Here is an 18,959-nt window from a genome sequence, read left to right as displayed (position 1 = left end):
ATCAATATGTTCTTCTATTATTTCTCGACGTTCTCTTAAAGGTAAATTTTGATGTACTTCATCAACAGCTAAAGCAATATTTTCTCTTACAGTTAACCAAGGAAGTAAGGAATAATTTTGAAAAACTACCATCCGATCTGGACCAGGTTCTCTAACTTCTCTACCCTCCAAAGTCACCCCACCAATACTAGCTCTATCTAAGCCAGCAATAATATTAAGTAAAGTAGACTTACCACAACCAGAATGACCAATTAAAGAAATAAATTCACCCTGGCGAATTTTCAACTCTATATTTTTTAAAGCGATATATTTACCACCATTAGGGAGGTTAAATATTCTGTCTACGTGGTCAATTTCTAAAAAAGTCTTCATAGGTTTAGTAATGGGTAATTGGTGTTTATTTAGATCCCCGACTTCTTTTTCATGGTGTAATTAAATTATAAATAGATGTTAGAAGTCGGGGATATGAGAATTATTTGTGTTCTGTTTGCACAACTTTATCAGCAATAAAAGCCACCATTCTATCTAACAATAAACCCACAAAACCAACATAAACTAACGCAATAATAATCTCACTCAAATTAGTTTCTGTACTCGTGTTGTAGGCATCCCAAATAAACGAACCAATACCCACACCACCAACTAACATTTCTGCTGCGACAATTGCCAACCAAGATAAACCAATACCAATTCTCAAACCTGTGAAAATATAAGGAACAGTTGCCGGAAACACAATTCTCAAGAAATATTTGTCCTTACGTAAACGTAAAACGCGAGCCACATTTACATAATCTTGGGGAATATTTTGTACACCCACAGTTGTATTAATTAAAATCGGCCAAATTGAAGTAATAAAAATTACGAAAATTGCCGAAGGGTTGGCTTGTTGAAAAGCAGCGAGAGAAATAGGCAACCAAGCCAAAGGAGGAATAGTTCTTAATACTTGAAAAATTGGATCTACAGCATTATATAAAAACTTATTCACCCCAATAAATATTCCTAAAACCACCCCTACAACTGCTGCTAAAGAAAAACCTAAAGCTACCCGTCCTAAACTGGTCAATATTTGCCAACCTAAACCCTTATCACTGCCACCATTATCAAAAAAAGGCTGAATAATAAAAGGGTCCCAAGTTTCAGAAAATGTTTCAATCGGACCAGGTAACTGAAAACCAGGAATTAAACAAAGTAATTCCCACAAAACCAGAAAAATCAATAAACCAAAGATTGGTGGTATTACTTTATTTACTAAAAACTTATTAATTACCTTCTGCTGTTTACTACTAACTCTACGACTTCCAACACTAGCAGCCATTTCTTACTCCTTAATTCTCTTTTCTCTGCGCCTCTGGGTGAACCTGAAAAATTGAATAAATATACCAAAGGTAACGGGTAGGGGTAATTCATGAATTACCCCTACTACTTAAACTTTCTTAAGTTGTAAACTCTTTAAATATTCCTCCGGTTTTTCTGGATCAAATTTTACCCCATCAAAAAATGTTTCCACACCACGGGAAGAACTCGTAGGAATTTCCGCAGCAGATACACCCAAAGCTTTAGCTGCTTGTTTCCATAAATCTTCTCTATTTACCTGATCAACCATTTCTTTGATTTTTGTATCTTTAGGTAAATAACCCCAACGAATTTCTTCAGTTAAGAACCAAGTATCATGACTTTTATAAGGATAAGAAGCATTATCAGCCCAGAATTTCATCCGATAGGCAAAGTTTTCTTCCTTGCGTCCATCACCATAATCAATATTACCTTTAGACCGTTCTAAAATGTCAGCCACAGCCACATTAAAGTATTTTCTGTCAGCACAAATTTTACACATTTCCTCTTTATTTTCTGGCTTTTCACACCATTGTTGTGCTTCCATAATTGCCATTAATAATGCTTGTGCTGCGTTAGGATTTTTGTCAACCCAATCTTTTCGCATAGCAAAAGCTTTTTCGGGATGATCATTCCATAATTCACCTGTAACTAAAGCAGTATAACCTAATTTTTGGCTCACTAATTGAGCGTTCCAAGGTTCTCCTACACAAAAAGTATCAACAGTTCCTACTTTCATATTAGCTACCATTTGTGGTGGTGGAACTGCTTCTAAAACCACATCTTGATCAGGATTAATACCACCCGCAGCTAACCAATAACGAATCCATAAATCATGAGTACCACCGGGAAAAGTTATGGCAACTTTGATGGATTTTTTATCGGCTTTGGCTTTATTTACTGCGTCTTTGAGTGATTTACTTTGTAAACCAACTTTTAAATCTTTGAATTTTTCTGCAACTGAAATCGCTTGACCATTAACATTTAGCCGCGCCAATAGATACATTGGAACTTTATCATTAATGGTCATTAAATAAGGCATGGGGGTAAGAATATGTGCGCCATCAATACCACCACCAGATGAGCCAATTTTCAGGTTATCGCGTGTTACTGGCCAGGATTTTTGTTTGCTAACTTCTACATCAGTCATGCCATATTTAGCAAAAAAACCTTTTTCTTTGGCAATAATTAAAGGTGCAGCATCAGTTAAAGCAATAAATCCTAATTTAGCTTTGGTTGTTTCTACTTTTGCAGCATTACTAACTGTGGAATTGTTAGCAAGTTGGGCAGTGGAAGAAGCTGCACTATCTGTTGTTGCTGACTGAGAGTTATTAGATGAACAACCGTGCGCTATGATGGAAGTCGCTGCCGCTAAACTGGAAGTAATAATAAATTTTCTGCGGGAAATATTGCTCATTTTCAACTCTCAGTTGTTCGATTTTAGATTTTGGATTTTAGATTTATGCTAATAGAAAATCATTGCCCAGGTTTGATTGGGGTTTTCAATGATGTCTATATTTTTCGGTTTATTTAATGGGAAATTAAGGCTTCTTCCCGAACTTTTGCACCGAAGTTTTGAATGAGTATTTCTTTTAATATGGGTTGTACATCTTCACAAGGAACGCTTTTTTGTACACAAGTTCCTAGTTTAGCATCTTTACCAACTTTTCCACCCATATAAATGTCAACACCTTCTACTGTTTGCCCATTTTTACGGACTTTTGTACCCATTAAGCCAATATCTGCTACTTGGGGTTGTCCGCAAGAATTTGGGCATCCTGTCCAATGAATACGGACGGGTTTTGATAATATTAATTCCCGTTCTAATGCTTTACTCATGGCAACGGCACGATTTTTTGTTTCTATTAATGCGAAGTTACAAAATTGTGCGCCTGTACAAGATACCACTGCTCGCATTAATAAACCAGGATTAACACCAAATTTATTTAACAATGGTTCAGTTAAAAATGTGTTTAAAGCTGAATCGGGAATATTAGGAATAATCGCATTTTGTTCAACTGTAAATCTAATTTCGCCACTGCCATAAACTTCAGCTAACCGGGCAAGTTGAAACATATCATCAGCAGATAATCTACCGACAGGAATGTTTAAACCTGCATAATTTAATCCTGGTTGTTTTTGGGGATAAATCCCAATATGATCCCGTTTTTCCCAATCAATTTCGTCTTTTGGTGCTGCGGGTGTGAATGTTTTTCCCCAGCGTTTTTCTACTTCTGAACGGAATTTTTCTAAACCCCATTCATCAATTAACCACATTAACCGGGCTTTTTGACGGTTAAGACGTAAACCATGATCCCGGAATATTTCAACAATGGCTTTACATAAACTAACTACTTCTTCGGGTTTCACCCAAGCATTTAAAGGAATAGCTGCTTCACAACGTTTACCGGAGAAAAAACCACCGACTAAAACATTAAAACCAAATCCTTCTTTAAATGCTGGTACAAATGCTAAATCATTGATTTCTGCGTGAACTGAATTATCTTTTCCTCCAGTTACAGCAATGTTAAATTTACGAGGAAGATTGGTAAATTCTGGGTTTCCTTCACCTTTATTAGTCAGCATATCTTGAATTTGCTGTACTAATTCTCTGGTATCATACAACTCGTTAGCATCTAAACCAGCTACAGGATCACCTGTAATATTACGGATATTATCCATACCGGATTGGATGGCGGTCAAGCCAACGGTGTTAAATTTATTAAAGATGTCAGGAATATCTGAAAAATTGATCCCGCGAAGTTGTATATTTTGTCTGGTCGTGATATCTGCGCTGCCGTCGTCACCGTAACGCTGTATCACTTCTGCTAAAACATACATTTGACTGCTGGTGAGAATACCGTTAGGTATCCGCATCCGCATCATGAATTTTCCGGGTGTCACTGGGCGAAAAAATACACCTAACCATTTTAGGCGATGGTTGAGGTCGTTTTCGTCCATTGCTTCCCAACCAATTTTCACAAATTCGCTGATTTCGTCTTTAACTGCAAGTCCGTCTTTTTCAGCTTTGAATTTCTCGAATTTATTCAGTTTTTCGGTGGTAGTTGCTGTTTCTGTCATTATGTTGTTTTTTGGGAACAGGACTGAGTTAATTGTTTATCCGTGTTCTTATCGGTGCTGTACTTTCCACTTTTAAGAAAACAACTGATAGTAGTTTCCTGGTTGGTGGTTGTAGCAATTCGATATTGATAAGTTAAGGTGAATTTTCATCACAATTCGTATAGTGTGTTACGAAATTTCTAAAATTATGCAGAAACCGGATATTGGGGTTGCGTTTTTTGCATAACTTCTTGGTTTCTATAGGTGTAAGTGAGGATAAAGAGTAATCTTTAAAAATTTGATAGAATAGGAATAAATGATGATTTCAATGGAGGAAAGATTATGTTATTAACTCAAAATCAACAAGAATCTATGAACGAAAGAATTGAGAAAGTTGTGAAGATTTTGATGGAATAACGTTCGTTATTTAAGGAAGAATTGAATGCAGAGGAAATGGTGAAAGAGTTATGTAATTTATTTCAGCAAAACTTACCAATTGAGGAGTTTAATAGTATGTATTATCAGCAATTGAAGTCCCGTTGTAGTGGAATTATGGTGACAGAAGCAGTAGCAGGGACATTAAATGAATTAACCCCCGAACTGAGTCGTTAAATTAAGGCTACAATAAAATAAATAGCAAAATCCTCACCAATATATGGTTACATCAACACAACCCAAAACTCAAACCCTATACGATCAAGATTATTACCTGTGGATAAAAACAACTATCAACCAACTTCGCACAGGACAATTTTCTGCTGTTGATTTAGAAAACTTGCTAGAAGAATTAGAAACTATGGGTAGAAGTCAGAAGCGAACAATTAAAAGTTTATTAATTAAGCTTCTTGTACATTTACTAAGACTCAAATACTGGGAACAGGAAAGAGAACAAAATCAAGGACATTGGAAAGGTGAAATTAGAACATTTAGAATACAAATAAAAGATGAAATCAAAGATAGTCCTAGTTTAAAACCTTACATTTTGGAAATATTTGATGAATGTTATCAAGATGCTAGAAAAGAAGCATCAGATCGTTCTCAACTTCCCCTTGATAAATTCCCTGTTATTCCCATCGGCTCTTTAGAACAAATCTTAGATGAAAACTGGTTTCAGTGAAGATGATTAAAATGGGCGAGTTTTCAAAGATTATCTAATTTCCCACCCTGGTAATTACAAATTGCTGGGGATATTATACTGATTTTATTAATGGTTGAGAATCCTGGCAGAAAAGATATTTAGTTGAGAAAACCAAAGGTGAGAAAATATTGTTTTCAATGTTGCCTATGTTTAAGCAATATGTGAGAAATTATCATCAAAATTAACTGTTACAATTAACTTAACTACATTGTGCTATAATCATAATCAAATCAATTAACGGTAAAATCATGAAACTAAAAATCATTGTACATCAAGCAGAAGAAGGCGGATATTGGGCGGAAGTTCCTTCTCTTCCAGGTTGTGCTACTCAAGGAGATTCTTTTGAGGAACTTTTACAAAATTTATATGAAGCTATTGAAGGCTATTTATCAGTAGATATCAATGATATTCAACTACAAGATAATGCTAAGGTTTTAGAAATAGCTATATGAAATCAATGACGGGTAAGGAATTAGCTAAAATCTTGGAAAAACATGATTGGGTATTAATTAGAATCCAAGGAGGTCATCATATTTATGGTAAACTGGGTATGAATGTAAAAATATCTGTGCCTATTCATGGCAATAAAGATATTAAAATAGGATTACTAAGACATTTATTAAAACAAGCGGAATTATTTGATTATCTTGATTAAATTCACGACAAAAATTAATTTATGAGTAATAATAAACAATAGTCAAAAATCAAACCATAAATTACAGCATCTATGAAACGTCGTGAATTTTTCAACTGGGTAGGTTTAGGTTTATTAGCAAGTTCTTTACCTGTAGCGATCGCAGCTTGTACCACAGATACAACCACAACTGCATCTTCCCCTTCTCAGGGTGCTGCTAAAGACTGGCAAAAAATCGGTACTGTAGCAGACTTAGACAAAACAGGGCAATTATTAGTACCAGAGTCACCAGTAGGTGCAGTGTTGGTAGTTGGTACATCTAAAGCTGCAAAAAATTTAATTGCTGTTAACCCTACCTGCACTCATCAAGGTTGTACTGTTGCATGGAAAACAGATAAAAATCAGTTTGTCTGTCCCTGTCATGATGCAAAATTTGCCCGTGATGGTAAAGTGCAAGCAGCACCAGCCGAAAAACCACTAAGAACCTACCTGGCTAAAATTGAAAACGATTCTGTGTTTGTTAAACCAGCTTACTAAAGATTTTTATTACTCAATCAAGCATCAAGATGATTTTATTCTGTACGGGTTTAGCAATGCTAAACTCCTACTGAATTTTGACTGCAATATCAGAAATTTTTACAAAATTTTGTATCATAATCTACTAAAATAATGTAATCAACTTGTTAACTTTGTTAAGTTTATTAAAATTGAGAATGTAATTCCTGCTACCTATGCGTTTAGAGCAGTTACAAGCTTTTTTGGCGATCGCCCAAACTGGCAGTTTTCAACAAGCTGCTAAAAAATGTGGTGTCACCCAATCTACAATTAGCAGACAAATTCAAGGTTTAGAAGCAGATTTAGGTGTAGAACTGTTTCACAGAACCACCCACGCTAAACTCACATTGGGAGGTGAACGTTTACTTCCCCGTGTGCGGAAAATTTGCCAAGAATGGGATACAGCAATTTCAGAATTAACTGATTTAATGGCAGGAAAACAGCCAGAATTATGTATTGCTGCAATTCATTCTCTTTGTGCTTCTTACCTACCGCCAATTTTACAACAGTTTTGTCATGATTATCCAGAAGTGCAATTAAGAGTAACATCATTAGGAAGTGATCGCTCTCTCAAAGTCCTCAAAGATGGACTTGTAGATTTAGCAATAGTCATGCACAATCGCTTTTTGATCACTGGTAAAGAAATGGTCGTACAAACATTATATGATGAACCCATAGAAGTATTAATAGCAGCAAATCATCCCCTGGCGAAATTTGCATCTATACCCTGGAATGAATTAATTAAATATCCCCAGGTAGTATTTAAAGATGGTTATGGAATGCAGCGTTTAATTCAAGATAGATTTGATAAACTAGGAATCAAATTACCCGCAGCTTTAGAAGTAAACACTTTAGATGCTTTTCGCGGAGTAGTTCGTCAAGGAGAACTAATAGCTTTATTACCTTATTCAGCATTAATAGAAGCAAAGTTTGATCCTAGTCTTGCCGTCCGTCCCCTAGCCAATAATAGTAATTTAGGTGATAATTCTAGTTTGACTCGTCGCGTAGTCATGGTAACAACTCAAGACCGTTTACAAATTCCTCCTATTCAACATTTTTGGCAATTAGTAAGTGATAACATTCCCCCAAAATTAGAACAACAGCGCACAGCATCTTAATATTTTAGATTTTAGATTTTAGATTTTAGATTGGAAATAACTGAAGAAAATCCAAAATCCAAAATATAATCCCTATTCCCCATTCCCTATTCCCTAACTAATGACTAATACATTTAAAGAATTTATCCAAAAAGTCGGTAGCGGTAGTCATACTTCAGAAAATTTAACTCGCACTGAAGCTTATACCGCCATGAAAATGATGTTATTAGCTGAAGCTAAACCTGCACAAATTGGAGCTTTTTTAATTGCTCACCGTATGAAACGTCCCACAGGTGAAGAATTAGCAGGAATGTTAGATGCTTATTATGAACTAGGACCAAAATTACAACCAATTAATAATAATAAAATTCCCATTGTACTAGGTATTCCCTATGATGGTAGAACTCGCACTGCACCAATTAATATTATTACAGCTTTATTATTAGCATCTGCGGGACAACCTGTAATTATGCACGGAGGAATTCGCTATCCCACAAAATACGGTTTACCTTTAATAGAAATTTGGCAAAATTTAGGATTAAATTGGACTAATTTATCTCTAGAAAAAATCCAAGAAATATTTAATAAAACTCATCTTGGTTTTATTTACACACCTAACCACTTTCCCCTCACTAACGCTCTTTGGGAATATCGAGAACAATTAGGAAAACGGCCACCATTAGCGACAATGGAATTAATTTGGTGTCCTTATGCTGGTGATGCTCACATTATCGCCGGTTTTGTCCATCCACCCACTGAAGCCATGTTTCAAACTGCTTTAGATTTACAAGGCGTAAAAAAATATACCTTTGTCAAAGGTTTAGAAGGTAGTTGTGACTTACCACGCGATCGCACAGCCATTATTGGCGTGTCATCTTCCACAATACAAGAAATAGAAAGGTTACACCTTGCACCCCGTGAATATGGTTTTACCCCCAAAAACGTCCCCCTGGGTACAACCGAAGAACTCATCAAAGATATGCAGTCTGTTCTAGCTGGAAATGACAGCGAACTGATGCAAACAACTTTATGGAATGGAGGCTTTTACCTATGGCACTGTGGCATTTCTCCAGATATGCAAACAGGTATAGACAAAGCCAAAGAATTATTTAGCAGTGGTGTAGTCGCAGCTAAACTACAAGAGGTAATTGAATGAAGAATGAAGAATGAAGAATGAAGAATGAAGAATGAAGAATGGGGAACAAGTAATATTTATTCTGTAACCTGTAACCTGTCACCTACAGATAACACCATTCCTTCACAAGCTAATAAAACATTAGGAAAAGCAGACTTAACTTCATCCTGAATTTTATCCAGAAAATAATCATCATCATCTGGGTGATGGTGAGATATAATCAATTTTTTCACATTAGCACTTTGCGCTAAATCTACTGGAGTTTTCCAGAGTAATTCAGCATATTCATGATTTTTATTGGTAGGCGGAGTATAAGTAGCATTAGTAACCAATAAATCAACACCTTGAATAATGGGCAAAATCTGGTTTTGCTCTTCTATATCAAGACTATTATGTAAATCTGTAGCGTAAGCAATACTGTGGTTTGCCCAATTTACCCTGTAACCAATTGATCTCTGAGTTTTATTAATTAGTGCGGTTGTAATTTTTACCTCACCTAACTCCACAGCATTACCAGGAGTCAAGTTATAAAACAACAACTCTGATTGCATCATTTGTAAAGGGTAGGGAAAGTGAGGTTGGAGCATCTGATCACAGAGGCATTGTTTAATTGATGCACCATTGGAAGCAGCTGTACCGTAAATATGGAAGCAGTTGTCTGTAACAAATGCGGGGGCAAAAAAGGGAAATCCTTGGATACGATTTGATTGGGAGTTGGTAAAAAATAAATGGGCTTCTAGTACCTGTTGTTGTTGTTGCCAAGTTTTTCCCAAAATGCGTAAACCAGTACCTCCATCAAAAATCAAGCGTTTTCCTGCTACGTATATTTCTACACAAGCAGTATTACTACCATAGCGGCAGGTGTGACTGTTTGGGGTAGGAATTAAACCTCGTACACCCCAAAATTTAACCCAAAACTCCCCAGCAGGGTGATTGAGCGGAGGAGTTAATTGATCATTGACGTAGTTTTGGGAATCAGAACGCTCAAGATTTGACATTTTCCTTGAACTTAGAGCTTACTGAGCAGATCATCGTAGTTTCTTACTTCTAACATCCGGTTTTTTTCGTCCACAATGACAACCGTAGGAGAGTAATGTTTTAACTCCTCTAGTGTAAACTGCCCGTAAGCCATTATAATCAAGCGATCGCCTATAATGCCTAGCCTTGCGGCCGCTCCATTTAACTCAATGATTCCTGAGTTAGCTGGAGCCGAAATTGCATAAGTAATAAAACGCTGGCCATTAGCATTATTCACTACTTGTACTTGTTCATAGGGTAAAATACCAGCTTTATCTAAAAGAACTTGATCGATACTGATACTACCCACATAGTTAATATTTGCCCCTGTGAGGGTACAGTTATGAATTTTAGCCAAAAGGAGAGTGCGCTGCATTTCGTTTTGGGTTGTTCCGCAACAACCGGGAGTAGTTTTATTCTATTAAACAGGTTTGTGGTTGGTAATGGGTGATTGGTAATTGGTGATTGGGAAGAATGAATTTATTACCCATTACCCATTACCCATTACCCATTACCCATTACCCATTACCCATTAACCATCATTTATTATTTTTTAGCAGCAGCGATGCACTTTTCGACTAAGGGTGCAACCCTGTCTACATCCTGCCAACCGAGAATTTCTGTTACTTTTTTCTCCAAATTTTTGTAAGAACGGAAAAATTCAGCAATTTCTTCTAAACGGTGGGGATGGATGTCTTTGAGGGAGTTTACATTGGCATAACGTGGATCTTTGGCAGGAACACAAAGAATTTTTTCATCGCGATCGCCACCATCAATCATTTCCAAAAAACCAATTGGTCTTGCAGGAATTATACAACCTGGAAAAGTTGGTTCATCCATTATGACCATCCCATCCAGAGGATCACCATCATCAGCTAAGGTGTTGGGTATAAAGCCATAGTCATAAGGGTATTTTACCGAAGAATAAAGCACCCGGTCTAGGGCAAAAGCGTTTAAATCCTTGTCAAATTCGTATTTATTTTTACTCCCACCTGCTATTTCAATCAAAACATTAATCACACCCGGTTTAGGTTGGGCAGGAATAAGAGATAAATCCACAACAAAACTCCTTCGCTTATAGTGAGCAGGTAGCACGCAGTTTGGCTCCCCGTGTTAGATTTTAGGACAATTGTGCATCTGTTCCCAAGGCTTTAGGCAAAAAATACAGATCCCCGACTTCTGGGAGAAATCAGGGATCTGTTAATGTATGGTTAAATTAAAATTGCTACAGCACAACTAAACTGGATGTAGAAACAGTTATTTATTGCTTCTGGCTAAATCGTATGTCAGGGTTGACGGATGATGATTGGGAACAATAGGTGAAGAATAGTGGGAAATGATAAATACAGGTAGGGTCAGGGTCACGAGTGCGATCGCCGTTCCCACAATGTCTGCCACACGTTGGGAATATGTGTCGGGAGGTTTGGCAGACTGGCTATTTGAATTCATACAAAAAATTTTTTTGTTCCTATCACTTGTAGTTATACTCTTTTTCAGAGAGTTTCATTTCTATTTTAGCTATTTTTCTCAAGTCAAGCTGCTAACTTTAAAGAAACTTATCCTGTTGCAAAAATGGCATAGGAGCTTTTTATACATGGCATTTTTGTTACAAATGAAATATCAAATATCTGCTTCTTCATGGAGTAATTAATATTTTCCGGAAATTCGTTTAACTACATCAAAATCACTTGATTTAGTGATCGTAGTCACAGAATTATTAATTTTATTGTGCATTTACAGCAATTTTAGATTTTAGATTTTCTCGTTCCCAGTCTCAGACTGGGAATGCAATATAGAGGCTCGGCCTCTGATTTTACCAAAGGCAGAGCCTTTGAAAATTCATTCCCATAGAGAGTATGGGAACGAGAAGCGAGAAAATTTAGGATATGTTTGAGCTTTTATCCTTTAACATAAGCATCCATTGGTTCTTTAATAAACCGGATATAAAGATGCCTAAAAGTGGATTTAATTACACGAGGCATAGCAAAATCAATTGGCATTAAGTTATCAGGTAAACGCCAATCTTCTATTTGCAAAAGTTCAGGAGTTAAATTAGGAAAATCAATTTCACTTAATTCTGGACAAATACCCAATCTTTGAGAAGCTGCGATAGTGGGAACTTGTAAAGGATCAACCTTGAGAATTTCTAACATTGCCCGATCTAAAGCAAACACATTATCCGATGCTGCTAAAACACCTAAATCACGAGGTTCACCACCACTAGGACCATTACCTTCATGACCAACAATACCATCTAAAATTGTTAAATTGGGGTTAATTGCCCTAGCAGTTTCTACCAACATTTCTCCAAACCTTGTGGTATCTTTTCCCGCCTCAAAATGCCACCAAGCTTTCATTTTTCCAGGCACACAACCAAAGAGATTTTTCACACCCAAAGTTACAGTTAATTGCATATGAGATTTAACTTTGGGTAAGTTAATAATAACATCTGCTTCCATGGCTTCTTTTGATAATAGCAGATGATTAAAATCATCATTCACAGTTTGATAACGTTTACCGTGAAATTCCACAATAGGAATATTCAACTCTTCTAAAATTGGTAATAAACCATTAGCTGTAGCGACACCTTTAGCACTACCAAAAGCGGGACTATCTCCCAAAAATGGTTTACCTCCCACTTCCATCACCATTTCAGCCACAGCGCGGACTAATTCTGGGCGTGTGGTACATTCTTTAGTAGGACGAGAACCGGTGAGTAAATTAGGTTTTAAAAGTACGCGATCGCCCCTTTTCACAAAAGCTGCTATTCCCCCCAAAGGTTCTAATAGCGTGGTTAAGGATTCTCTTAAAGCCTCTTGTTCGTAAGATTTAGCCCGAATTAAACTAACGGCTGGTTTTGGTGTCTGCATATTTCATTAATAATTGCCTTATTATATCACAATATAGACTATTTTTAGCTAAAATTCAGGCAAGAGGTAATACATAAAACTATGTCAACTGCAATTACTGATATTGGTGCTTTGATTGATAGCGACCCTGCAAACCCAGAAGAAATTGATGCTGATATTGCAGCAGCAGAAGCAGGAGGCGATCGTATGGAAACATTACATAAGGTCAGTGAATTTTGGTATATAATATCGCCATAAGATGCCGTGAAAAAATCGCGTTTATAGCTGTCCTGACTGCGGTTATACTGAGGATAGAGATTTACAAGCAGCAAAAAATCTTGAAGGTTGGTTTGATGGAATTGATGTTCCAAAATGTTCAGATATGGCGGTAAGTTCTACCGTGTCGGCCTGTGGAGTAGGTAAACCTCTCAAGAGTCATCTTGAGACTACAATGAAGCAGGAAGTAAACAATTACCATTGTCCAGTTAAATCTAGACTTGGGTAATTTTGGGTAAGTCTTATGGAACGGAACAGACATAAGTTAACTATCTTTGACAATAATTAAAACGGAGTCCTATACCAAGATGTTTACAAAGAAAAGCTGGCAGAAGTTGAAAATATTTGCAGGTGCATTTTGTGTTATTGCTGTAACACCGTTTTGTGAAGTTAACACCTCTGCAATGGCAGCAGATACGGTAATTATCCGCTATGGTCCTCTAAAAGACTCTGTATCCTTAGCAGAGTTGAAAAAAGCTGTGGAAACTGGCAAATTACCAGATAGTTTAGAACTTTACACCAAAAGAATGACCGAGGAGCAACGCCAGTTCTTACTGGGAGGATTGAAAAACACAATCCCCATCAATGTTGTAACTTTAGATAGATTAATCAATACACAAATTGGTACGACTATTCTCAGTGATATCTCTACGGCTATTAGTCGTAAGGATCAAGCCGGGGTAAAGGCCATAAAGGCGGGATTAATTTTAGGGGCTAATTCCCCACAAGGCTTATCTGTCCTCAGTTTTATTGAGGCGTATCCTAGTAAGCACTTACAAATTAATTTGCCCCAGGCGATTAATGTACTGCGGAATTTGAATAGTGCCTTTTTCCGCACCCAGCAGTTTATGTTGGCGATCGCTCCTTTGCTTAACCCCACAGAAGTGAAATTTAATTCTGCCTTAGACCCTGCGGAAGCAGGAAAAGCAGAAGTACAAACACTTAGCTTAAGTTACAACGACCAAAAGCGACAACGACAAATTCCCGTAGACATTTACTTTTCAACTACGGCAACGGTCAATAAACCCCTAATTGTTTTTTCTCATGGTTTGGGTTCAGTGGGTACTGACTTGCGTTATTTAGCAAAACATTTGGCTTCCCATGGATATGTAGTTGCAGCCCCAGAACATCCTGGAAGTAATGAAGCTAGTAGCAATGCAGCTTACCAAGGTAAAAAACGACTAGTTGAACCCCAAGAATTTTTAGACCGCCCCCGTGATATTAGTTTTATCCTAGATGAATTGGAAAAACTCAATCAATCACCTAATAATCCCTTACAAGGTAAGCTGGCCACTAATAATGTCATGGTTGTGGGTCATTCCTTTGGAGGTGGCACTGCTTTGGCATTAGCAGGAGGTGAGTTACAAATTGATCACCTCAAACAAAAGTGTCAGCGGAACTTGGTCCAAGGGAGTTTAGGTGAGGTGGTGCAATGTGTAGCCCAAGAATTACCAGAAAAAACCTATCAATTGCGAGATGGGAGGGTGAAACAGGCGATCGCTCTTAATCCCATATCATCTCTGATGTTTGGTGATAGTGGTTTAGCCAAAATACAAATCCCCACATTAGTTTTCGCCAGTTCCGCAGATAAAACCACCCCCGCCTTAACAGAACAAGTCCTGAGTTTTGCTAAAATTCGTTCCCCAAAATGGTTAGTGGGTGTAATTGGGGCTAGTCATTTAAGTGTCAAAGACCCTGATTTTACCGTAGATCAAAGTTACATTCCCGATACTCCCATCTTGAGCCGAGAAATTACTGGTGAACAGGCTAAAGATGTGCGTAAATTTCTCTGTGCTATTACCCTCGCCATGGCTGCACAATTAACCCCTGAAGCTAGTCAATATGCGCCTTTCCTCACGTCTGAATATGCTCAAATCGCCTCAACTCGTCTTTTCCCATTTCGCATAGTCCGAGAACTTCCTCCTCAAGTTCTGGAAATGATGGCGGGTCAGTAGGTATCTGAGTATATCAAATGATTCCTACAAATGATGATAAACTTTAACTTGTATGGGGGTTTAGCACTGCTAAACCCCTACCCAATACTTTTCGGTTAAGCCCAAAACAACGAAATAACGTAGGTTGGGTTGAGGAACGAAACCCAACATTTACAAGGGTTTGTTGGGTTTCCACACGGTAAACCCAACCTGGTTATAAAGGTATAATCGCACTCATTTGTTCCAAATCTAAAACAGCAGCTAATTCTTCCTCAGTCATTAAACCCTTTTCTAAAACTATTTGACGGAGAGACTTTCCTGTTTCCAAAGACTCCTTAGCGACAGCAGCAGCATTAAGATAACCGATGTGAGTATTTAAAGCAGTAACTAAAGCCAAACTACCCTCAGCATAACCTAAACATCTTTCTTTGTTGGCAGTAATTCCTTGAATACAACTGTTAGTTAAAGCCGCAATTGTATTACCTAAAATTTCAATGCTGTGAATTAAATTATAGGCAATAAGAGGCATCATCACATTTAATTCTAATTGTCCTGCTTGTGATCCAAGAGCGATCGCCTGATCATAACCCATCACCTGAAAACATACCATTGATGTCATCTCTGCCATTACGGGATTATACTTACCTGGCATAATGGAAGAACCTGGTTGCACTGGGGGTAGTTGAATTTCCTTAAACCCGGTTTTGGGTCCAGAGTCCATCAAACGCAGGTCATGGGAGATTTTAACTAGATCCTGAGCTAAATTTCGCACAGCACCGGAAACATTCACAAACGCACCCATACTTTGCATCGCGGCCATTAAATGGGGTGCTGGTTCTAAAGGTATTTCTAATAGTTGGGAAAGTGTCTCTACTACCCGTTTCCGGTATTCAGGATGGGTATTCATTCCTGTACCCGCAGCACTTCCACCTAAACCCAAAACCATCAAATCACCGGAAGCGGTGTATAATCGGTTTTGATGTTCGCTGAGAATGTGCGCCCAAGCGCGGAAGTTTTCACCCAAACGCACGGGTACTGCATCCTGTAAATGAGTTCTTCCTGATTTAACGATATCGTGAAATTCCACCGCTTTTGCTTCTAAGGTAGAAATTGCTATTTCCAAAGCAGGGTGTAGAGTTTGGGAAAGTGCTAATAAACCACCGATGCGGATAGCGGTAGGGATGACATCGTTGGTAGACTGACCATAGTTAACATGATCATTAGGACTAACTCGTTTATAATTACCCTTTTCATCTCCCAAAATTTCTAAAGCGCGGTTTGCGAGAACTTCGTTAATGTTCATGTGGTGAGATGTTCCTGCACCTGCTTGGTAAACATCAACTACGAACTGATCACGGAGTTTACCGGCTAAAATTTCATCAACTGCTTGAATGATAGCTTTGCTAATATCTGCGGGAATACAATTTAATTCACCATTGACGATAGCGGTAGCTTTTTTGATATATAAACCTGCGTTGACGTAGGTGTGTAGAGGTTTTAAACCACTGATGGGAAAATTTTCAACAGCGCGTTGGGTTTGAATACCATAATAGACGTTGTTGGCAATTTGGCGATCGCCCATCGAGTCCCGTTCAATGCGAAAATCTGTATTGTTAGTCATAGTGAGTGTGTCGTAGGTTATCTGAAAATACAGATCATCCCACGTGAGGATGCTAAAAGCCTAATTTAGCAATCTTTTTTAGGATAAACTTGGGTTAAATACTAAAAGGTAAAAATATTATGGTAACAACACCCACTCGTAAATTAACTTTAGCAGAATTTTTACAACTACCAGAAACCAAACCAGCAAGCGAATATATTAACGGAGAAATAATTCAAAAAACCATGCCACAAGGTAAACATAGCAGATTACAAGGGAAAACAGTTAATGCGATTAACAATGTAGTTGAAGATGCTAAAATTGCTTTAGCATTTCCAGAGTTAAGATGTACATTTGGGGGACTTTCCATAGTTCCTGACATAGCGGTATTTGCATGGGATAGAATACCCGTAGATGAAAAAGGTAACATTGAAAATGCTTTTAATACCCATCCAGACTGGACAATTGAAATTCTTTCTCCAGAACAGAGTATAGCCAAACCCACCAAAAATATTTTACATTGTTTAAATCATGGTACTAGCTTAGGTTGGTTAATTATTCCCCAAGAATATAATATCATAATTTATCCCCAAAACCAACAACCAATTTATTTAGAAAATGAAACAGACATATTACCAGTTCCCGAAATAATGAAAGATTTACATTTAACATTAGGAGAATTATTTGAATGCTTAAAATTAAAATAGATAAAAAATATTCCCGACTTCTTATAAAACCTTTTTGTGTTCTTTGCGTACTTTGCGGTTCGTTAATAAAAGACCTGTAATAAAACTAAAAAATAGGGAGCATCCCAATTTTGAAAAAATAACCGCAGCAACACCAAAAACTCTCTTCTTACCTCTTACCTTCGTGTCTTTCGTGTCCTTCGTGGTTCGTTTATTTCAAGTCTTGAACTCAAACGAAAAATAAACTTACACATTTGGGATACTCCCAAAAAATAAAAAATAACAAACTTTAAAAATCATGAACATACCAAACACAATTACTTTTTCTAGACTGTTAGGAATACCATTTTTATTATACGGATTATATATACCCACACCCCAAGCTAAATGGGTCTGTTTAACCATCTTTTTAATAGCAGCATTAACAGACTGGTTAGATGGATATTTAGCTAGAAAATTAAATCAAATTACAGACTTAGGGAAATTCTTAGATCCATTAGTAGATAAACTCTTGGTACTTGCACCATTATTAGTATTAGTAGAACTAGGAAAAATCCCAGCTTGGGGAGTATTTATAATATTAGCACGAGAATTAGCCATAGCAGGTTGGCGTGTTAATCAAACCACTATCAGCGGTGCGAATATTTGGGGTAAATTAAAAACAGTCAGTCAAATTATCGCCATAGCTTTACTCATAGCACCTTTATCAGCAGCTTGGCAAATTCCGGCTTTGATTGCCTTTTGGGTATCTATAATATTAACAGTAATTTCGGGAATAATTTATCTAATACCAGCAAAACAAGAACACTAAACAAGAACAAATCAAGGATAAATAATATGTATCAAACAGATCCACCAATTCCTGCTCAAGAAACCCTCCCCACCATGTATGATCTTCCTAGTGAGTACGTGGAGGATTCAGGGTTGCCTGACGAATTTCATCTTTTACAACCGAGACTGTTAACAGATACCTTTTTACCTCCTAATTATCCCCCAGATCAGGTATTTGTAGCGTCAGATTTAAATCTTTATTATGATACTCGTAATCCATTATGGTATAAAAGACCTGATTGGTTTGCGGTGGTTGGTGTTTCTCGTTTGTTTGATCAACGAGAATTACGTTTAAGTTATGTAATGTGGCAAGAAATCATTGCTCCTCTTGTCATGGTAGAATTATTATCACCAAAAACAGAGAAAGAAGATTTAGGCAGAACTTTGAGAGAAGTTAACCAACCGCCTACAAAATGGGAAGTGTATGAAAGAATTGTCAGAGTACCTTATTATATTATTTTTGATAGATACACTGATAAATTACAAGCATTTCAATTAGTGGCGGATCGCTATGAAGAAATAGATGTGAGTTCTGGTAAAATTTGGATGCCAGGAATAGAGTTAGGTTTGGGACTTTGGCAAGGCAGCTTTGAAGGTATTGAACGTTTATGGTTACGCTGGTATGATAGCTCAGGAAAATGGATTCCTACCCCTGTGGAACTTCTGAAACAGGAAAAACAAAAGTCTGATAAATTAGCAGCGAAGTTGCGAGAATTGGGAATTAATCCTGATGATTTGTAATGAAAGGTAATTGGTAATTGGTAATTGGTAATTGGTAATTGGTAAAAATGAAATTGATTACCCATTACCCATTA

Annotated in this window: 22 protein-coding genes and 1 pseudogene; 13 read left to right on the top strand and 10 right to left on the bottom strand. The window is 37.2% G+C overall.

What is annotated here, in order from left to right:
• The 4 genes from FFR48_RS04860 to FFR48_RS04845 all read right to left on the bottom strand — a co-directional run.
• A partial coding sequence (locus FFR48_RS04860; protein WP_137666543.1) for an ATP-binding cassette domain-containing protein occupies positions 1–372 on the bottom strand: 372 nt, incomplete at its 3' end.
• Positions 373–472: 100 nt separating this feature from the next.
• On the bottom strand, positions 473–1,315 hold the full coding sequence (gene ntrB / locus FFR48_RS04855; RefSeq protein WP_137666542.1) for a nitrate ABC transporter permease: 843 nt from the start codon (positions 1,313–1,315) through the stop codon (positions 473–475).
• A 108-nt stretch (positions 1,316–1,423) separates the two neighbouring features.
• A complete protein-coding gene (locus FFR48_RS04850) occupies positions 1,424–2,749 on the bottom strand; it encodes a CmpA/NrtA family ABC transporter substrate-binding protein (protein ID WP_137666541.1) in 1,326 nt (441 codons plus the stop codon).
• 113 nt (positions 2,750–2,862) lie between these two features.
• Positions 2,863–4,413, bottom strand: a complete 1,551-nt coding sequence (locus FFR48_RS04845) for a ferredoxin--nitrite reductase (RefSeq protein WP_137666540.1) — start codon at positions 4,411–4,413, stop codon at positions 2,863–2,865.
• A gap of 417 nt (positions 4,414–4,830) precedes the next feature.
• Here FFR48_RS04845 and FFR48_RS04840 point away from each other — a divergent pair, with 417 nt between their 5' ends.
• From FFR48_RS04840 to FFR48_RS04810, 7 genes are all read left to right on the top strand, one after another.
• Positions 4,831–5,004: a hypothetical protein gene (locus FFR48_RS04840; protein WP_162501843.1), complete on the top strand. Its 174-nt coding sequence runs from the start codon at positions 4,831–4,833 to the stop codon at positions 5,002–5,004.
• Between the two features lie 43 nt (positions 5,005–5,047).
• A complete protein-coding gene (locus FFR48_RS04835) occupies positions 5,048–5,509 on the top strand; it encodes a DUF29 domain-containing protein (protein ID WP_137666539.1) in 462 nt (153 codons plus the stop codon).
• Between the two features lie 269 nt (positions 5,510–5,778).
• On the top strand, positions 5,779–5,982 hold the full coding sequence (locus FFR48_RS04830; RefSeq protein WP_137666538.1) for a type II toxin-antitoxin system HicB family antitoxin: 204 nt from the start codon (positions 5,779–5,781) through the stop codon (positions 5,980–5,982).
• Positions 5,979–6,185 (top strand): type II toxin-antitoxin system HicA family toxin, encoded by a 207-nt coding sequence (locus FFR48_RS04825; protein WP_137666537.1) that lies wholly within the window; start codon positions 5,979–5,981, stop codon positions 6,183–6,185. Before FFR48_RS04830 ends, FFR48_RS04825 begins: the two co-directional genes overlap by 4 nt.
• 72 nt (positions 6,186–6,257) lie before the next feature.
• Positions 6,258–6,701 (top strand): QcrA and Rieske domain-containing protein, encoded by a 444-nt coding sequence (locus FFR48_RS04820; protein ID WP_137666536.1) that lies wholly within the window; start codon positions 6,258–6,260, stop codon positions 6,699–6,701.
• A 194-nt stretch (positions 6,702–6,895) separates the two neighbouring features.
• Positions 6,896–7,837, top strand: a complete 942-nt coding sequence (locus FFR48_RS04815; RefSeq protein WP_096570503.1) for a LysR family transcriptional regulator — start codon at positions 6,896–6,898, stop codon at positions 7,835–7,837.
• Between the two features lie 100 nt (positions 7,838–7,937).
• Positions 7,938–8,972 carry an anthranilate phosphoribosyltransferase family protein gene (locus FFR48_RS04810; RefSeq protein ID WP_137666535.1) on the top strand — a complete coding sequence of 345 codons (1,035 nt, stop codon included), beginning with the start codon at positions 7,938–7,940 and terminating at the stop codon, positions 8,970–8,972.
• Positions 8,973–9,028: 56 nt separating this feature from the next.
• On the opposite strand, the gene FFR48_RS04805 is transcribed toward FFR48_RS04810, so the two are convergent.
• From FFR48_RS04805 to FFR48_RS04785, 5 genes are all read right to left on the bottom strand, one after another.
• A complete protein-coding gene (locus FFR48_RS04805; RefSeq protein ID WP_137666534.1) occupies positions 9,029–9,949 on the bottom strand; it encodes an MBL fold metallo-hydrolase in 921 nt (306 codons plus the stop codon).
• An 11-nt stretch (positions 9,950–9,960) separates the two neighbouring features.
• Complete coding sequence (panD, locus tag FFR48_RS04800) at positions 9,961–10,344, bottom strand: aspartate 1-decarboxylase (RefSeq protein WP_137666533.1); 384 nt, start codon at positions 10,342–10,344, stop codon at positions 9,961–9,963.
• 170 nt (positions 10,345–10,514) lie between these two features.
• A complete protein-coding gene (locus tag FFR48_RS04795) occupies positions 10,515–11,027 on the bottom strand; it encodes an inorganic diphosphatase (protein ID WP_096570496.1) in 513 nt (170 codons plus the stop codon).
• 198 nt (positions 11,028–11,225) lie between these two features.
• Complete coding sequence (locus FFR48_RS04790) at positions 11,226–11,417, bottom strand: TLTLP motif-containing protein (protein WP_096570494.1); 192 nt, start codon at positions 11,415–11,417, stop codon at positions 11,226–11,228.
• A 449-nt stretch (positions 11,418–11,866) separates the two neighbouring features.
• A complete protein-coding gene (locus FFR48_RS04785) occupies positions 11,867–12,838 on the bottom strand; it encodes an Npun_F2552 family protein (RefSeq protein WP_137666532.1) in 972 nt (323 codons plus the stop codon).
• 81 nt (positions 12,839–12,919) lie between these two features.
• Between FFR48_RS04785 and FFR48_RS28895 the strand changes: the two genes are divergently transcribed.
• The 3 genes and pseudogenes from FFR48_RS28895 (at position 12,920) to FFR48_RS04780 (ending at position 15,048) form a co-directional block, all read left to right on the top strand.
• Positions 12,920–13,075, top strand: a complete 156-nt coding sequence (locus FFR48_RS28895; protein ID WP_190649060.1) for a hypothetical protein — start codon at positions 12,920–12,922, stop codon at positions 13,073–13,075.
• A 43-nt stretch (positions 13,076–13,118) separates the two neighbouring features.
• Positions 13,119–13,322: pseudogene (locus FFR48_RS30720) on the top strand (hypothetical protein); the annotation flags it as partial.
• 79 nt (positions 13,323–13,401) lie between these two features.
• Positions 13,402–15,048 (top strand): alpha/beta hydrolase, encoded by a 1,647-nt coding sequence (locus FFR48_RS04780; protein ID WP_137666531.1) that lies wholly within the window; start codon positions 13,402–13,404, stop codon positions 15,046–15,048.
• A gap of 193 nt (positions 15,049–15,241) precedes the next feature.
• Here FFR48_RS04780 and FFR48_RS04775 read toward each other — a convergent pair whose 3' ends face one another.
• Entirely contained in the window at positions 15,242–16,648 is a 1,407-nt protein-coding gene (locus tag FFR48_RS04775) for an aspartate ammonia-lyase (RefSeq protein ID WP_137666530.1), read from the bottom strand.
• A 119-nt stretch (positions 16,649–16,767) separates the two neighbouring features.
• Here FFR48_RS04775 and FFR48_RS04770 point away from each other — a divergent pair, with 119 nt between their 5' ends.
• The 3 genes from FFR48_RS04770 (at position 16,768) to FFR48_RS04760 (ending at position 18,885) form a co-directional block, all read left to right on the top strand.
• Complete coding sequence (locus tag FFR48_RS04770) at positions 16,768–17,334, top strand: Uma2 family endonuclease (RefSeq protein WP_137666529.1); 567 nt, start codon at positions 16,768–16,770, stop codon at positions 17,332–17,334.
• A gap of 277 nt (positions 17,335–17,611) precedes the next feature.
• Positions 17,612–18,124, top strand: a complete 513-nt coding sequence (gene pgsA, locus FFR48_RS04765; protein ID WP_137666528.1) for a CDP-diacylglycerol--glycerol-3-phosphate 3-phosphatidyltransferase — start codon at positions 17,612–17,614, stop codon at positions 18,122–18,124.
• A 26-nt stretch (positions 18,125–18,150) separates the two neighbouring features.
• Complete coding sequence (locus FFR48_RS04760; protein ID WP_137666527.1) at positions 18,151–18,885, top strand: Uma2 family endonuclease; 735 nt, start codon at positions 18,151–18,153, stop codon at positions 18,883–18,885.
• Positions 18,886–18,959 lie beyond the last annotated feature (74 nt).

This window comes from Sphaerospermopsis reniformis (genome assembly GCF_005402885.1).
In the GTDB taxonomy this organism is placed as follows: Bacteria; Cyanobacteriota; Cyanobacteriia; order Cyanobacteriales; family Nostocaceae; genus Sphaerospermopsis; species Sphaerospermopsis kisseleviana.
This window is presented reverse-complemented; position numbering and strand designations above follow the sequence as displayed.

Bases quoted from the DNA above. Each gene is read 5' to 3' on its own strand.
- ntrB (WP_137666542.1), bottom strand. From the start codon at position 1,315: ATGGCTGCTAGTGTTGGAAGTCGTAGAGTTAGTAGTAAACAGCAGAAG.
- FFR48_RS04850 (WP_137666541.1), bottom strand. From the start codon at position 2,749: ATGAGCAATATTTCCCGCAGAAAATTTATTATTACTTCCAGTTTAGCG.
- FFR48_RS04845 (WP_137666540.1), bottom strand. From the start codon at position 4,413: ATGACAGAAACAGCAACTACCACCGAAAAACTGAATAAATTCGAGAAA.
- FFR48_RS04835 (WP_137666539.1), top strand. From the start codon at position 5,048: ATGGTTACATCAACACAACCCAAAACTCAAACCCTATACGATCAAGAT.
- FFR48_RS04830 (WP_137666538.1), top strand. From the start codon at position 5,779: ATGAAACTAAAAATCATTGTACATCAAGCAGAAGAAGGCGGATATTGG.
- FFR48_RS04825 (WP_137666537.1), top strand. From the start codon at position 5,979: ATGAAATCAATGACGGGTAAGGAATTAGCTAAAATCTTGGAAAAACAT.
- FFR48_RS04820 (WP_137666536.1), top strand. From the start codon at position 6,258: ATGAAACGTCGTGAATTTTTCAACTGGGTAGGTTTAGGTTTATTAGCA.
- FFR48_RS04815 (WP_096570503.1), top strand. From the start codon at position 6,896: ATGCGTTTAGAGCAGTTACAAGCTTTTTTGGCGATCGCCCAAACTGGC.
- FFR48_RS04810 (WP_137666535.1), top strand. From the start codon at position 7,938: ATGACTAATACATTTAAAGAATTTATCCAAAAAGTCGGTAGCGGTAGT.
- FFR48_RS04805 (WP_137666534.1), bottom strand. From the start codon at position 9,949: ATGTCAAATCTTGAGCGTTCTGATTCCCAAAACTACGTCAATGATCAA.
- panD (WP_137666533.1), bottom strand. From the start codon at position 10,344: ATGCAGCGCACTCTCCTTTTGGCTAAAATTCATAACTGTACCCTCACA.
- FFR48_RS04790 (WP_096570494.1), bottom strand. From the start codon at position 11,417: ATGAATTCAAATAGCCAGTCTGCCAAACCTCCCGACACATATTCCCAA.
- FFR48_RS04785 (WP_137666532.1), bottom strand. From the start codon at position 12,838: ATGCAGACACCAAAACCAGCCGTTAGTTTAATTCGGGCTAAATCTTAC.
- FFR48_RS28895 (WP_190649060.1), top strand. From the start codon at position 12,920: ATGTCAACTGCAATTACTGATATTGGTGCTTTGATTGATAGCGACCCT.
- FFR48_RS04780 (WP_137666531.1), top strand. From the start codon at position 13,402: ATGTTTACAAAGAAAAGCTGGCAGAAGTTGAAAATATTTGCAGGTGCA.
- FFR48_RS04775 (WP_137666530.1), bottom strand. From the start codon at position 16,648: ATGACTAACAATACAGATTTTCGCATTGAACGGGACTCGATGGGCGAT.
- FFR48_RS04770 (WP_137666529.1), top strand. From the start codon at position 16,768: ATGGTAACAACACCCACTCGTAAATTAACTTTAGCAGAATTTTTACAA.
- pgsA (WP_137666528.1), top strand. From the start codon at position 17,612: ATGAACATACCAAACACAATTACTTTTTCTAGACTGTTAGGAATACCA.
- FFR48_RS04760 (WP_137666527.1), top strand. From the start codon at position 18,151: ATGTATCAAACAGATCCACCAATTCCTGCTCAAGAAACCCTCCCCACC.